This window comes from Maritalea mediterranea, from assembly GCF_021568695.1.
In the GTDB taxonomy this organism is placed as follows: Bacteria; Pseudomonadota; Alphaproteobacteria; order Rhizobiales; family Devosiaceae; genus Maritalea; species Maritalea mediterranea.
In genome coordinates, this window is record NZ_JAKGTI010000001.1 from 1,335,175 (window position 1) to 1,349,366 (window position 14,192).

12 protein-coding genes are annotated in these 14,192 nt (G+C 53.7%); 11 read left to right on the forward strand and 1 reads right to left on the reverse strand.

What is annotated here, in order from left to right; all coding sequences use genetic code 11:
- Positions 1-22 precede the first annotated feature (22 nt).
- Positions 23-1,924, forward strand: a complete 1,902-nt coding sequence (locus L1I42_RS06470; RefSeq protein ID WP_236113665.1) for a beta-galactosidase — start codon at positions 23-25, stop codon at positions 1,922-1,924.
- Positions 1,925-1,939: 15 nt separating this feature from the next.
- Here the strand turns inward: L1I42_RS06470 and L1I42_RS06475 are convergent, their stop codons facing one another.
- Positions 1,940-2,968, reverse strand: a complete 1,029-nt coding sequence (locus tag L1I42_RS06475; RefSeq protein WP_236113666.1) for a LacI family DNA-binding transcriptional regulator — start codon at positions 2,966-2,968, stop codon at positions 1,940-1,942.
- Between the two features lie 185 nt (positions 2,969-3,153).
- On the opposite strand from L1I42_RS06475, the gene L1I42_RS06480 reads away from it, so the two are divergent.
- The 10 genes from L1I42_RS06480 (at position 3,154) to L1I42_RS06525 (ending at position 14,191) form a co-directional block, all read left to right on the forward strand.
- Positions 3,154-4,398 carry an ABC transporter substrate-binding protein gene (locus L1I42_RS06480; protein ID WP_236113667.1) on the forward strand — a complete coding sequence of 415 codons (1,245 nt, stop codon included), beginning with the start codon at positions 3,154-3,156 and terminating at the stop codon, positions 4,396-4,398.
- A gap of 119 nt (positions 4,399-4,517) precedes the next feature.
- Entirely contained in the window at positions 4,518-5,414 is an 897-nt protein-coding gene (locus tag L1I42_RS06485; RefSeq protein ID WP_236113668.1) for a carbohydrate ABC transporter permease, read from the forward strand.
- The gene (locus L1I42_RS06490) at positions 5,404-6,321 is read left to right on the forward strand and encodes a carbohydrate ABC transporter permease (protein ID WP_236113669.1); all 918 of its coding nucleotides are present in this window, start codon (positions 5,404-5,406) and stop codon (positions 6,319-6,321) included. Before L1I42_RS06485 ends, L1I42_RS06490 begins: the two co-directional genes overlap by 11 nt.
- 2 nt (positions 6,322-6,323) lie before the next feature.
- Complete coding sequence (locus L1I42_RS06495) at positions 6,324-7,400, forward strand: ABC transporter ATP-binding protein (protein ID WP_236113670.1); 1,077 nt, start codon at positions 6,324-6,326, stop codon at positions 7,398-7,400.
- Between the two features lie 11 nt (positions 7,401-7,411).
- Entirely contained in the window at positions 7,412-8,158 is a 747-nt protein-coding gene (locus L1I42_RS06500; RefSeq protein ID WP_236113671.1) for a sugar phosphate isomerase/epimerase family protein, read from the forward strand.
- An 11-nt stretch (positions 8,159-8,169) separates the two neighbouring features.
- The gene (locus L1I42_RS06505) at positions 8,170-9,291 is read left to right on the forward strand and encodes a Gfo/Idh/MocA family protein (protein WP_236113672.1); all 1,122 of its coding nucleotides are present in this window, start codon (positions 8,170-8,172) and stop codon (positions 9,289-9,291) included.
- Positions 9,292-9,319: 28 nt separating this feature from the next.
- A complete protein-coding gene (locus tag L1I42_RS06510; RefSeq protein ID WP_236114183.1) occupies positions 9,320-10,960 on the forward strand; it encodes a glycoside hydrolase family 43 protein in 1,641 nt (546 codons plus the stop codon).
- Entirely contained in the window at positions 10,960-12,018 is a 1,059-nt protein-coding gene (locus L1I42_RS06515) for a sugar phosphate isomerase/epimerase family protein (protein WP_236113673.1), read from the forward strand. Before L1I42_RS06510 ends, L1I42_RS06515 begins: the two co-directional genes overlap by 1 nt.
- 10 nt (positions 12,019-12,028) lie before the next feature.
- Positions 12,029-13,162, forward strand: coding sequence for a Gfo/Idh/MocA family protein (locus tag L1I42_RS06520; protein ID WP_236113674.1), 1,134 nt, complete (start codon positions 12,029-12,031; stop codon positions 13,160-13,162).
- Between the two features lie 165 nt (positions 13,163-13,327).
- The gene (locus tag L1I42_RS06525) at positions 13,328-14,191 is read left to right on the forward strand and encodes an alpha/beta hydrolase (RefSeq protein ID WP_236113675.1); all 864 of its coding nucleotides are present in this window, start codon (positions 13,328-13,330) and stop codon (positions 14,189-14,191) included.
- Position 14,192: the final 1 nt, after the last annotated feature.

Genomic DNA, 14,192 nt, shown 5'->3' on the forward strand with positions numbered 1-14,192 from the left:
CCCCTGAATAAAGGACATTCTGATGACCCAAAAAGGCCTAGGCGTTTGCTATTATCCGGAACATTGGCCCCGCGAGATGTGGGCCAGCGATGTCCAGCGCATGGCAGATATCGGCCTGACATGGGTGCGCATCGGTGAATTTGCTTGGTCACGCATTGAGCCAAAGCCTGGGCAATTTGAATGGGCGTGGCTTGATCAAGCGGTCGAGACTTTGGCGGATGCTGGGCTCAAGATCGTGTTGGGCACACCGACAGCAACACCGCCGCGCTGGATGCTGAGCAAGCATCCGGATATGTTGGCGGTAGATGCGCAGGGGCGTCCGCGCAAGTTTGGCTCCCGTCGCCATTATTGTTTCTCCCATGAAGCCTACAAGAAGGAATGCGCCCGTATTGTGCGCCTCTTGGCCGAACGATATGGCGATCATCCCGCCATTTGCGCCTGGCAGACCGACAATGAATATGGCTGTCACGACACAACGATTTCATATTCTGACGCCGCGCGTCAGGGCTTCCAAAAATGGTTGGCAGCGCGCTATGACAATATTGCCGCCCTTAATGACGCATGGGGCAACGTCTTCTGGTCGATGGAATATGCAGCATTTGACGAAGTGGACTTGCCCAATCTTACCGTGACTGAAGCCAATCCGGCGCACCAGATGGCTTTTCGCCGGTTTTCATCCGACCAAGTGGTAGCTTTCAATAAGCTGCAAGTTGATGAAATCCGCGCCAAAAGCACAGCACCGGTCATCCATAATTATATGGGCCGGATCACTGATTTTGATCATTATCAAGTGGCTGCAGATCTCGACATCGCCAGTTGGGATTCATACCCATTGGGGTTTTTGGAAGACCGCATCGAGGCGGATGACGAGTTTAAAAACCAATATTTGAAACAGGGGCATCCGGATTATCAGGCGTTTCACCATGATCTTTATCGGGCGGTGGGCCGCGGCCGATGGTGGATTATGGAGCAACAGCCCGGGCCGGTAAACTGGGCCCCCTATAACCCGGCCCCGTTGCCGGGCATGGTGCGGCTGTGGGCCTTAGAAGCCTTTGCGCATGGCGCAGAAAATGTGCTCTATTTTCGTTGGCGACAAGCACCCTTTGCCCAAGAACAGATGCATACCGGCCTATATCTGCCGGACGACAGCCCCAACGTCGCCGCCAATGAGGCCAAGCAAGTGGCGCAGGATTTGTCACAATTGCAAGCCGACCAAATTGAGCCGGCGCGGGTGGCATTAATCTTTGACTATGAAAGCCAATGGGCAAGCGAAATACAGCCGCAAGGGCAGGGCTTTGACTATTTCGACCTGGTTTTTCATTATTATAAAGCTTTGCGCCGATTAGGCTGCAATATCGACATCTTGCCGCCTAACGCGACCAATTTTGGTGATTATACCGTGATCTTTGCACCCGGCGTGGTGACATTGACGCAAGCACAGCAAAAAGCACTGCGGGAAAGCGGTGCCAAGGTGGTTTTGGGGCCGCGCACGAATGCCAAAACATCAGAGTTTTCCATTCCACCGGCTCTGCCGCCCAATTTTGACGGACTGCCTCTCAAGATAACCAATGTGGAGAGCTTACGGCCCAGCGCTGGCGTGGCTTTGGAAAAGGGCCAAATCCGCTATTGGTTTGAACATATTGAAGGGGAGGTGACGCCGATCCTGAACACTGAGGACGGACGCCCCGCCATCGTCGAAAAAGATAATCTGATCTATTGTGCCGGGTGGCTGGACGAAACCGCATTGTTCAATTTTGTGGGCGCACTGCTTGGCGCAGTCGATATCCCGATCGAGCATCTGCCGGATGGGCTGCGGCGGCGCGAGACCAGCGATCATGTGGTATATCTAAACTACGCGCCGATCGCCATCAGTCACCGCGATGCCGAAATTCCGCCCGCTGGTGTACATTTTGTACGAAAATAGCCAGACTTGAACACACTATGCGTGTGCCAGTTGAGCTGTGCTTTGACGCGGTATCAGTTTCACGTCAATTTCTTGCACCTGTTTGGCAGGAGGGTGCACGCGTCCAGCGATCTGGTCGAGCAGATAGGACGCGGCAAGCACTCCAAGCTGAGTGCGGTTCTGCCGGATGGTGGTGAGTGAAGGGATAAAGCTGCCAGCAATTTCAATATCGTCGAAGCCCACGACCGAAATGTCTTCTGGCACCTTCAGCCCGCGCCGTGTGATTTCGGATATGAAACCCATGGCAATCAAGTCAGAGCCGCAGGTGATAGCGGTGGGGCGGTCGTCCATCTCCATAAAGGAACGCGCGGCTTGCGCTCCAGCATCCAGCGAAAACGCGCCGCCATCGATGAAGAAATCGCGATTAAAGAGGAGGTTCAAATTGGTCATTGCCGCCTCCACGCCGCGCAAACGTTCCTTTGTGAGCACATTATTGCGCGGGCCAGAGATGTGGCCAATTTTTCGATGGCCGAGTGCGTACAAATGCTCGACGGCCTGAATGGCGCCGCCAAAATTGTCACTGCGGACAGACGGGAATTTGAATTCAGGCTTCCACTCGCACGCAAAAACAATGCGCTGCCCAAAGGGCGAGTCTTGCAACTGACTCAATAAAGCGCGCGGGACCGCGCCGTCCAGAATGATCATACCATCCGCGCGCATGTCCATGAAATAATCCAAAATGCTGTCTTGGCGTATCCCCTTTGTGTCAGAAACCAACAAGCTCAAATCCGAGGTGGTGAACACACTTTCAATGCCGGAAAGGATTTGGGAAAAGAACGGGTTACCCAAATCAGGCAGCAGCGCCAAAATGGCATCGGACTGCCGTTTGCGTAAGCTCTTGGCGGCCCTGTTCACGCGATATCCGGTTTTCTGAACCGCGTCCAACACCAGGTCCCGCGTCTTTTGTGAGACCATATCGGGGTTGGAAAGGGCACGGCTGACCGTTGCAGTGGATACACCCGCAACCGCTGCAACATCTTGAATCTTTGGGTTTTTCCCGTTCATCCGGCCGTCCTTATATTAAAACTTAAACCCAGTCATAAACTAATTGTTGACAAAATCAATTCTTTGCGTGATCGTATGTAATCGATTGCAGAAAACGATTGCAGTTTTATGTAATCGATTGCACAAACGTTGCCGGTAGGAGGCTGGTTGCGCATGTGCTTCAGGTCGATTTTAGGGAGGAACGAATGGACCATTTGAAGAAAATACTAACTGCTACAGTTGCCGCAGGCGCCATGAGTGTGTCGAGCACCGCTTTGGCTGTTGAACTTGAAGTCACGCACTGGTGGACCTCTGGCGGTGAAGCCGCTGCTGTCGCCGAATTCGCAAAGGCGTTCAACGAGAACACCGAACACACTTGGGTTGACGGTGCGATTGCTGGCTCCGGTGGTACCGCGCGTCCCATCATCATCAGCCGCATCTTGGGCGGTGATCCCATGGGCGCAACCCAGCTGAACCACGGCCGTCAGGCTGAGGAGCTGATTGAAGCCGGGCTGATGCTTGATTTGACTGATGTTGCCGAGGCAGAAGGCTGGCGTGATATCGTGCATCCAACATCCTTGCTGGATAGCTGCACACTTGATGGTCGGATTTATTGCGTACCGGTGAACATTCACTCGTTCCAGTGGCTATGGTTGAGCCATCAAGCATTTGAAGATGCTGGCGTCGACGTCCCGACAAACTGGGGTGAGTTTGTAGCGGCCGCACCAGCACTTGGCGAAGCTGGTAAAGTGCCTTTGGCCATGGGCCAACAGGGCTGGCAAACATCAGGTGCTTTCGGTGTGATCAATGTGGCCATTGGTGGTCTTGATCTATGGCGCAAGATCAATGTGGAAAAGGATGCTGAAGCCGCTGCAAGCCCAGCAATGCTGGAGGTTTTCCAAGCCTTTGCTCAAGCACGCTTGCTGTCGCAGGGGTCAAATGTTCAAGACTGGAACATGGCCACCAACATGGTGATTACCGGCCAAGCCGGCGGTCAGATCATGGGTGACTGGGCCCAAGGCGAATTTCAGGTAGCTGGCCAAGTGGCTGGGGAAGATTATTCTTGCCTGCCTGGTCTAGGCGTGAACGCTGTTCTGGATACGGGTGGCGATGCATTCTACTTCCCGAAAACGGACGATCCTGAAATTACCGCTGCGCAAAAAGAATTGGCGAGCCTGATGCTCTCGAAAGAGGCACAAGTGGCATTCAACTTGAAAAAAGGCTCGTTGCCTGTACGCGGTGACGTGGATCTGGACGCTGCAAATGATTGCATGAAAAAAGGTCTCGATATTCTGGCCAACGGCAGCATTATGCCTAGTGGCGACATGCTGTTGACACCAGACACAAGCTCTCAAATCGAAGATTTGCTGGCTGAGTTCTGGAGCGATACCAGCATGACCCCAGAAATGGCGCAGGAACGCTACGCCAACATCATCGCAAACGCGGACTAATCACTCCCGCGACCGGGCCAGCCTTTTGCATAAGGCAAAGAGGCTGGCTCACGCGACAAGGGGTTCGCGGCCACAAATGTGGCACGCGGCCCTTTTCACAGAGTTGAGAGGCTTTACCCATGGCAGGCGCTAAAAAACCTGTGCGCATTTTGCGCAACTTGAATGCCAAAGTTGCCGCGCTGCCCATGATCACAACCGCTTTAGTGATTTTTGTGGGCTGCACGATCTGGACCATTGTGCATTCATTTACCAATTCGAGATTGCTGCCGAAACTAGAATTTGTTGGCTTCGACCAATATGAACGATTGTGGAGCACAAGACGTTGGTTGGTGTCGATCGAGAACTTGGCCTATTTCGGCATTGGCTCCTTGGTGTTCTCGCTCGTTATTGGCTTTTTATTGGCGGCACTTTTGGACCAGAAAATCCGGTTCGAAAACACCGTCAGAACCATTATTCTTTACCCGTTTGCTTTGAGCTTCATTGTCACCGGTCTGGTTTGGCAATGGATTTTGAACCCGGAGTTCGGCATTCAGCATATTGTGCGTGGTTTTGGCTTTGAGAACTTTGTTTTCGATCCACTCTACAATCCCGATATCGTGATTTTCGGTGTGCTGATTGCAGGTTTGTGGCAGGGCACGGGCTTTATCATGGTGATCATGCTTTCTGGACTGCGCGGCATCGACGGCGAAATTTGGAAAGCGTCACGCATTGATGGCATTCCAAAATGGAAAACTTACCTGTTTGTCGTGATCCCGATGATGCGCCCCACTTTTGTGACCGCACTGGTCCTCATTTCTGCAGGTATCATCAAGGTTTACGACCTTGTGGTCGCCCAAACGAATGGTGGCCCCGGCATCGCATCGGAAGTGCCCGCCAAATATGTGTATGACTCCATGTTTAGGAGTCAGAATTTGGGGCAGGGCTTTGCCGCTTCCACCATGATGTTGCTCAGCGTGCTGGTGGTTCTCATCCCTTGGGCATATTTAGAATTTGGGGGCCGTAAAGATGGCAAATAATTCAATAAACATCGCCGCTACCGCTGTTTCAGGCCCAAGCGGCCCAAAACCACGGCCCCTTTTGTCGCCACGCAATATCATGATCTACAGCACATTGTTTATCGTGTGCATGTACTATGCTTTGCCGCTTTATGTGATGATTGTGACAAGCCTGAAAGGTATGCCGGAAATTCGGCTCGGCAATATTTTTGCCCCGCCAGTAGAGATCACTTTTCAACCATGGGTTAAAGCTTGGGCCGAGGCCTGCACTGGGCTTGATTGTTCGGGCCTGAGTAAAGGCTTTTGGAATTCTGTAAAAATTCTAATTCCATCGGCAGCTCTGTCGATATTGATCGCTTCGATCAATGGCTATGCCCTGGCAAACTGGAAATTTAAGGGCTCGGAAGTGTTCTTCACCATCCTGATTTTTGGCGCCTTCGTACCGTATCAGGTAATTATCTATCCGATTGTGATCATTTTGCGCGAACTTGGTTTGTTCGGCAAACTACCAGGACTTGTGTTGGTTCATGTGATTTTCGGCATGCCGATCCTGACCTTATTGTTCCGCAATTATTTCACCTCGCTCCCTGAGGAATTGTTTAAAGCCGCACGAGTGGATGGTGCCGGGTTCTGGGGCATTTATTTCCGCATTATGGTGCCCATGTCGCTGCCCATCTTTGTGGTTGCGCTCATCCTGCAGGTCACCGGCATCTGGAATGACTTCCTTTTTGGCGTGATTTACACCAAACCAGAAAACTATCCCATGACCGTCCAACTCAACAATATCGTCAACTCGGTGCAAGGGGTGAAGGAATATAACGTCAACATGGCAGCGACCATGCTGACAGGCATTGTCCCGCTCATCATCTATTTTGCATCCGGTAAACTGTTCGTGCGTGGCATTGCTGCCGGCGCCGTGAAAGGTTGATCATGACCAGCGTTTCTATTCAAAATCTTGACCTGAATTTCGGCAGCGTCAATGTGCTCAAGCAACTCAATCTGTCTATTGAGGAGGGCGAATTTCTTGTGCTCTTGGGCGCATCGGGCTGTGGTAAGTCCACCTTGCTCAACTGCATTGCGGGGTTGCTGGATGTGAGTGACGGCCAGATATTTATCAATGGCAAGAACGTCACCTGGGCAGAACCCAGCGACCGAGGGATTGGCATGGTGTTTCAATCCTATGCGCTTTATCCGCAAATGACGGTGAAAGGCAATCTCAGCTTCGGGCTAAAAAATGCCCGTTTGCCCAAACCCGAAATTGAGGAACGGGTGGCGCGCGCGGCTGAAATACTGCAAATCGAACCGCTGCTTGATCGTAAGCCGGGCGCTTTATCCGGCGGTCAGCGCCAGCGCGTTGCGATCGGCAGGGCATTGGTGCGCGATGTGGATGTGTTCCTTTTCGACGAACCGCTGTCGAACCTTGATGCCAAGCTGCGGGCCGAACTTCGGGTCGAAATCAAACGCCTGCACCAAAAGTTGGGGAACACAATGATTTATGTAACCCACGATCAGGTGGAGGCCATGACCTTGGCTGATCGCATCGCGATTATGCGCGATGGCTTGGTCCAACAACTGGCGGGGCCAGATGAAATTTATAACCGTCCCGCGAACAAATATGTGGCCGACTTTATCGGCTCGCCGGCCATGAATTTCTTTGAAGGCCAGGCCAAGAAGGATGGAACGATCAATATTGGAAATTTGGACGTTGACCTGAAGGGTTATGAGTTTGCCGACGGGCCTGTTAATGGTCCAGTCTGGTTCGGCTATCGCCCGGAACATGTGGTGTTGGGCGAAGCAGCGCGCCAGCTTCCGCTGTGTGTTGAAGCCGTTGCTGACATTGTCGAGCCAATGGGCTCCGACACCCTGATTTGGACCAAGATCGAAGGCGTTGATTTCCGCATTCGCACGGATGGACAGGCGAAAGTGGCGGCGGGCGACCCGCTGCTGGTGGGGATGGACCCCCGCTACGCCTCAATATTCGACCAACAAACAGAAGAACGAGTTTAAGGACTTTAAGTATGGATTTGAGTTTTCAACTTTATAGCGCACGCGATTTTCAGCCTTGGAGCGATGTCTTTGCTGCGTTGGCGAAATATGGCTATGCCCAGGTCGAGGGTTATGGCGGTGTTTTTGAACAGCCTGATGAGCTGGCAAAATGGTTGAGCGTCAACAAGTTGCGCATGGATTCTGCCCATTTCGGCATCGAACAACTTGAAAATGATTATGATCAGTGCGTCGCTTTGATCAAAAGATTCAACATCAAGCGCGTGTTCAGCCCCTATTTAGAAGAGGAAAAACGGCCGAATGATGCAGCGGGCTGGCGCGCGTTTGCCCAACGCCTGAGCGCGGTAAACGAAAAGCTGGCAGCGGAGAATGTCGCTTTTGGCTGGCACAACCACGATTTTGAGTTTGAAAAGTTGGGTGACGGCCAGATGCCAATGGACATCATTCTTCAGAGCGCACCAGACATCGATTGGGAAGCGGACATCGCCTGGATTCATGTGGGGGGGGAAGACCCCATGAATTGGATTGAGAAATATGCTGATCGCCTCACGGCAATCCATGTGAAGGACCGTGCGCCCGAAGGCGAAAATATAGATCAGGATGGCTGGTGCGATGTGGGTGACGGCGTCATGGACTGGATGGCCCTTCTGGACGCAGTGCGCACCAAAACAAACGCGAAGATCTTTTGCGTTGAGCACGATAATCCAGCCGATGCTTTCGCCTTTGCCCAAAATTCGATCAACAATATCCGCAAGCTTTAGGAGAGGGTGCTATGACTGAACAACTTGGTGTCGGCATAATTGGATGCGGTAATATTTCTGCCGCCTATATGCGGCTTGCGCCCATGTATAAATCCATCAAAGTGCTCGCCTGCGCAGACCTAAATCCAGCCGCCAGCGCTGCCCGAGCGGCCGAATTCGGCTTGCGTGACTTGACCATTGATGAACTGTTGGCCGCCGATGATATTGATATTGTGGTCAACTTGACCATTCCGGCAGCGCACTTCGAGGTGAGCAAGCGGATATTGGAAGCCGGCAAGCATTCTTATTCGGAAAAACCGTTCGTGCTGAGCGTTGATGAAGGCAAAAAACTGGCCGAAATTGCGCGCGCGCGTAATCTATATGTCGGCAGTGCCCCGGACACCTTTTTGGGTGGCGCACACCAATTGGCACGCCATCTGATCGACCAAGGCGAAATCGGCAAGGTGATTGCAGGATCTTGCCATGTCATGAGCCATGGCATGGAAGATTGGCACCCCAACCCCGATTTCTTCTTCCAGCCCGGTGGTGGACCCGTGCTGGACCTTGCACCCTATTATATTACCAATCTGGTGAACATTATCGGGCCAGTGAAACGGGTGGCCGCTTTGGCCTCTAAGGGATCGGACACCCGCACTATTGGCAGTGGCGACCGCAAGGGCGAACAGGTGCCTGTGGATACCCCGACAAACATTCACGCATTGCTAGAATTCGAGAATGGCGCGACGATCACAATGTCAAATTCCTGGGATGTGTGGGCCCACCGTCACGCCAACATGGAGCTTTATGGCGCCGAAGGCAGCCTGTTTGTCCCGGACCCGAATTTCTTTGGCGGCGAGGTGGAAATGGCTAAATCCGACGGCGAGATCAAACCGGTCGAGATGTGGGCTCACCCCTTCGCCAAGCCCAATGAAGATGAGAATGCGAACTACCGCACTGTCGGACTGGCCGATATGGCAGATGCCATTATCAAGGGTCGTGACTATCGCTGTTCGCTTAATCTGGCGCTGCATGTGGTGGACGTCATGCTCGGTGTGCTCCGTTCGGGTGAAATCGGTCAGTTTGTGGCGATGACAACCACGTGTGAGCGGCCAGAGGCGCTAAGTCCTGAAGCCGCTAAGGCCCTGATGGCCTAATTTCGAACAAAGAGACGTCGCGATGAATATGATACGCAATCCTATATTGCCCGGCTTTAATCCTGATCCCTCCATTTGTCGGGTAGGGAGCGACTATTACATCGCGACGTCAACTTTTGAATGGTTTCCCGGCGTTCAGATCTTTCATTCGACGGATTTGGTGAATTGGCAGCTGGTCAAACGGCCACTGGAGCGGGAAAGCCAACTCGATATGCGCGGCAATCCCGATAGCTGTGGCATCTGGGCCCCATGTTTGTCGTACGCAGATGGGCTGTTCTGGCTGGTTTACACCGATGTGAAACGGCTGGACGGCAATTTTAAGGATGCCCATAATTATATTGTGACCGCCCCTTCGATCGAGGGGCCATGGTCTGATCCCGTCTATGCCAATTCATCCGGCTTTGACCCCACGCTCTTTCACGATGATGACGGGCGCAAATGGTTCGCCAATATGAAATGGAACCATCGCAGCGATGTGCCCTGGGCCCACCCCAAAAATGCAGCCTTTGACGGCATCTTGTTGCAGGAATTTGACCCAAAACAGGGCAAGTTGGTTGGCGAGATCACCAATATTTTCCGCGGCAGCGACCATGGTTTGACCGAAGCGCCGCATCTGTTCAAGCGCGATGGCTATTATTATTTGACCACCGCTGAAGGTGGCACCGGTTATGACCATGCGGTCACATTGGCGCGGGCGAAAACCATAACCGGCCCTTATGAGCTGCACCCGCAAACCCATGTGATGACGGCCAAGGACCATCCTGAATCAAAAATTCAGCGGGTGGGGCATGGCCAATTGGTGGAAACACCCGATGGTGAGTTCTATCATACCTTTCTGATGGGCCGCCCGATTGAGCGCCATCATGCGAGCAACCGGAAAAACTGCCCCATGGGGCGGGAGACGGGCATCGCCAAATGCGAGTGGCGCGATGATGGCTGGCTCTATCTGGCAAACGGCACCCAATTGCCGGACCCAACCCTTGACGCGCCGTGGGCCGAGCGTGCGCAGGACCCAGATGCCAAAATCACTTATCATTTTGACGGCAGTCTGCCGATCGATTTTCAATGGCTGCGCTCGCCCAAGCCGGAGCGGCTTTTTGAGGTGGGCGAAGGCCATTTGCGCCTGTTTGGGCGCGAAAGCGTCGGCAGCTGGTTTGAACAAGCGCTGGTCGCGCGTCGGCAGGAGCATTTTCAGTTCCACGTCACCACCATTATGCGCTTTGATCCGGACGACTATCAGCAGAATGCGGGTCTGATTTCCTATTACAACCGGCATAAGTTCCACTTTTTGGCCATGAGCCAGGACCAGGCGCGGGGGCGCGTGCTGACGATATTGAGCTGTAAAGGCGATTGGCCTGAATGCCGCTTGAGTTTCCCGCTGGATGGGGATTTGCACGTTGATGCAAGCGAAATTGAGCTCGGCCTCGCCACAGAATTTGAGCATCTGCAATTCTATTGGCGTCCTGCAGGCGGCCAATGGCAAAAGATTGGCCCGACGCTCGATGCGTGGGTGCTCAGCGATGAGGGTGGGCGTGGTGAACACTCCTCCTTTACCGGAAATTATGTTGGCATGGCTGCGTTCGACACATCAGGCCGCGGCGCAACCGCCGACTTTTCACAATTCACTTATGATCCCGGCAGAGGATCAATCGACATGGGAGTTGCATAATGGCGAACACAATGAAAGGGCCGGGGATCTTTCTGGCGCAATTCTTGGGCGATGATGCGCCTTTTAATAGTCTGGATGCCATTTCTAAATGGGCTGGTGATCTGGGTTATAAAGGCGTGCAGGTGCCAGCTTGGGACAAGCGCGTGTTCGATTTGGACAAGGCCGCCGGTTCCAAAACCTATTGCGATGAGATCAAGGGCATGTGCGCCGAAAATGGCGTAGAGATCACCGAGCTGTCCACCCATATGCTGGGCCAGTTGGTAGCCGTGCATCCCGCCTACGACAAGCAATATGACGGCTTTGTGCCGCCTGAGGTGCAAAATAACCCCAAGGCCCGGCAGGAATGGGCCACCGGCGAAGTGGTGAAAACCGCCAAGGCCTCGCGCAATCTGGGGCTGGATGTGACGGTCTCCTTCACCGGTTCTCTGGCCTTTCCCTATCTTTATCCTTGGCCACAGCGGCCGGATGGCTTGATTGATGAAGCCTTTTCAGAACTTGCGCGTCGCTGGCATCCGATTTTTGACGCCTATGACGAACAGGGCGTGGATATCGGCTTTGAATTGCACCCGGGCGAAGATGTGTTTGATGGAATTACGTTTGAGATGTTCCTTGAAAAAGTGAACAATCATAAGCGGTGCACCATCAATTATGATCCCTCGCACTTTTTGCTGCAGCAACTCGATTATCTCGACTTTATCGACATTTATCATGAGCGCATCACCGCCTTCCATGTGAAGGATGCTGAGTTTAATCCATCGGGCCGGCAAGGCGTTTATTCCGGCTATCAGCCCTGGTTGAGCCGGGCCGGGCGGTTCCGCTCCCTTGGTGACGGACAGGTGGATTTCAGCGGCATCTTTTCGCGTCTCGCCACCCACGGCTATACCGGCTGGGCAGTGCTGGAATGGGAGTGTTGTTTGAAGCACCCAGAAGATGGTGCCCGCGAAGGGGCCCCCTTTATTTCTGACCACATTATCCGACTGACAGAGAAAGCCTTTGACGATTTTGCCGGCGCGGAGACGGATCGCCAAACCCTTAAAGACATGCTGGGCATAGAATAGGAGCCACGCGATGCACAAAAGATTGAAACTGGGCATGGTTGGCGGTGGCCAGGGCGCCTTTATCGGCGCTGTGCATCGCATTGCCGCCCGCATTGATGATGAATTTGAGCTGGTGGCGGGGGCGCTTTCGTCCAAGCCGGACAATGCAAAGCAATCCGCCGCGCAGCTCGGCATTGCACCGGAGCGTGCCTATACCGACTTTAACGAGATGGCCAAGGCGGAAGCCGCGCGTGAAGATGGTATCGACGCCGTGTCGATTGTGACACCCAACCATATGCACTTCCCCGTGGCCAAGGCCTTTTTGGAGCAGGGCATCAATGTGATCTGCGACAAGCCGCTGACCTCGGCGCTGGCTGAAGCGGTGACGTTGGCGGAGATTGGCAAAAACAGCAAAGCCGAATTTGTGCTCACCCACAATTACTCCGGCTACCCGATGGTGCGCGAGGCGCGGCATTTGGTACAAAGCGGGGCGCTGGGCAAGCTGCGGCGCGTGAATGTGGAATATGTGCAGGACTGGATGAGTGAAGCCATTACCGATCCCGACAATAAGCAGGCGGCTTGGCGGTCTGACCCGAAACAATCCGGCAAGGGCGGCGCCATTGCGGACATTGGCACCCATGCCATGCAATTGGCCAATTTTATCACCACCGAAGCGCCTGAAAAACTGGCGGCCGACCTGACCAGCTTTGTCGAAGGCCGCTTGGTGGATGATGATGCCCATATGCTGATGCGCTATGCCACCGGCGCAAAGGGCTATTTGTGGGCCACACAAGTGGCACCGGGAAGTGAGAATAGCTTGCGTATTCAGATCTATGGCGAAAAGGCCGGGCTGAGCTGGGCACAGGAAAACCCGAACCAGCTTTGGTATGCCCCGCTGAACGAGCCGAAACGCTTATTGACGCGTGGTGGACACGGCACATCTGAATGGACCCAAGGCCAAACACGCGTGCCGCCAGGGCATCCGGAAGGCTATTTGGAAGGTTTCGCCACCATCTACAAAGAAGCTGCCGATTTGATCCGGAACGGGCGTACAAAAGACTGCATTTTACCCACGTTGGCAGACGGATTGCTGGGCATGCAGTTTATCGACGCGGCCATTCGTTCATCTGAGCATGATGCGGCGTGGACGCCGATTGAGGTCTAAAATCCTGCAAACTTAAAGGTTTAAGCAATAAAAAGGTGGTCGGTGGTGTATAGACGCCCCCGACCACCTCTGCATGTCTACATGTAGAGCAAACAAAACCCAGTTCAAGAGTTGAACAATTCGCAACTTGCGCCATGCTGTCTTCGTGAATTTAAAGGAGACATTATGCCCAAAATTCCACCGCATCCGACCCTTATTGGCCCCACACCTGTGCTGGGCAGTGAACGTTATCATTTTCAGTCGCTGAAAGTGGGCGGCACGTTTTTGATTGATATTGCCATGCCCTCCATGCCCGCGCCGGATGGGCGCAAGCCGGGGCTGTTGATTGTGCCCGATGGCAATCAATGCTTTTCCGCTGCCGCCGGGCTGGCCCGCGGCATGGGCATGGAACCTGGTGGCCCGCCACCACTATGTATTGTCGGGATCAGCTATGAAGTGAGCGGGCGGGGCGAAAAGGCCGAGCATCATAAAATCCGCCACCGTGATCTCACCCCATGCGCTGACGAGGCCTATGAAGCCATGATGCGCGCCGCACCGCCACCCTTTAAATGGGAGGATAACATCAAAACCGGCGGGGCTGCACAGTTTCGCGACATGATCCGCGACGAGCTATTGCCCTGGCTGGCCGAGAGTTTTGATGTGAATGCTGATGAGCGCACCATCGCTGGCATTTCGTTGGGCGGGCTGTTTGTGCTGGACACGCTGCTGCAGGCCCCCGATCTGTTTGATCGCTATATCGCCATCAGCCCCTCTGTCTGGTGGGCCGACAAATATGTGCTGAAGCAGATCGATAAGGCCAATTGGCCTGGTCGTCCAAAAGCGCTGCATCTGAGCGTGGGCAGCGGTGAAGAAGCGCAGGACCCGAATGCCAAGATGGTGAGCAATATGCAGGCATTTGTGGACGCCTTGCAGGACAAAAAGCCGGGTCAGCTCAGCGTGGCCAGCGAAGTGGTAGAGGGGGAAACCCATATGAGCATCTTCAGCCCCGGCCTCAGCCGCGGCTTGCGCCATCATTTCAGGCAGACGTAAA

Coding starts and splice junctions, on each gene's coding strand:
- L1I42_RS06470 (WP_236113665.1), top strand. CDS start 23: ATGACCCAAAAAGGCCTAGGCGTTTGCTATTATCCGGAACATTGGCCC.
- L1I42_RS06475 (WP_236113666.1), bottom strand. CDS start 2,968: ATGAACGGGAAAAACCCAAAGATTCAAGATGTTGCAGCGGTTGCGGGT.
- L1I42_RS06480 (WP_236113667.1), top strand. CDS start 3,154: ATGGACCATTTGAAGAAAATACTAACTGCTACAGTTGCCGCAGGCGCC.
- L1I42_RS06485 (WP_236113668.1), top strand. CDS start 4,518: ATGGCAGGCGCTAAAAAACCTGTGCGCATTTTGCGCAACTTGAATGCC.
- L1I42_RS06490 (WP_236113669.1), top strand. CDS start 5,404: ATGGCAAATAATTCAATAAACATCGCCGCTACCGCTGTTTCAGGCCCA.
- L1I42_RS06495 (WP_236113670.1), top strand. CDS start 6,324: ATGACCAGCGTTTCTATTCAAAATCTTGACCTGAATTTCGGCAGCGTC.
- L1I42_RS06500 (WP_236113671.1), top strand. CDS start 7,412: ATGGATTTGAGTTTTCAACTTTATAGCGCACGCGATTTTCAGCCTTGG.
- L1I42_RS06505 (WP_236113672.1), top strand. CDS start 8,170: ATGACTGAACAACTTGGTGTCGGCATAATTGGATGCGGTAATATTTCT.
- L1I42_RS06510 (WP_236114183.1), top strand. CDS start 9,320: ATGATACGCAATCCTATATTGCCCGGCTTTAATCCTGATCCCTCCATT.
- L1I42_RS06515 (WP_236113673.1), top strand. CDS start 10,960: ATGGCGAACACAATGAAAGGGCCGGGGATCTTTCTGGCGCAATTCTTG.
- L1I42_RS06520 (WP_236113674.1), top strand. CDS start 12,029: ATGCACAAAAGATTGAAACTGGGCATGGTTGGCGGTGGCCAGGGCGCC.
- L1I42_RS06525 (WP_236113675.1), top strand. CDS start 13,328: ATGCCCAAAATTCCACCGCATCCGACCCTTATTGGCCCCACACCTGTG.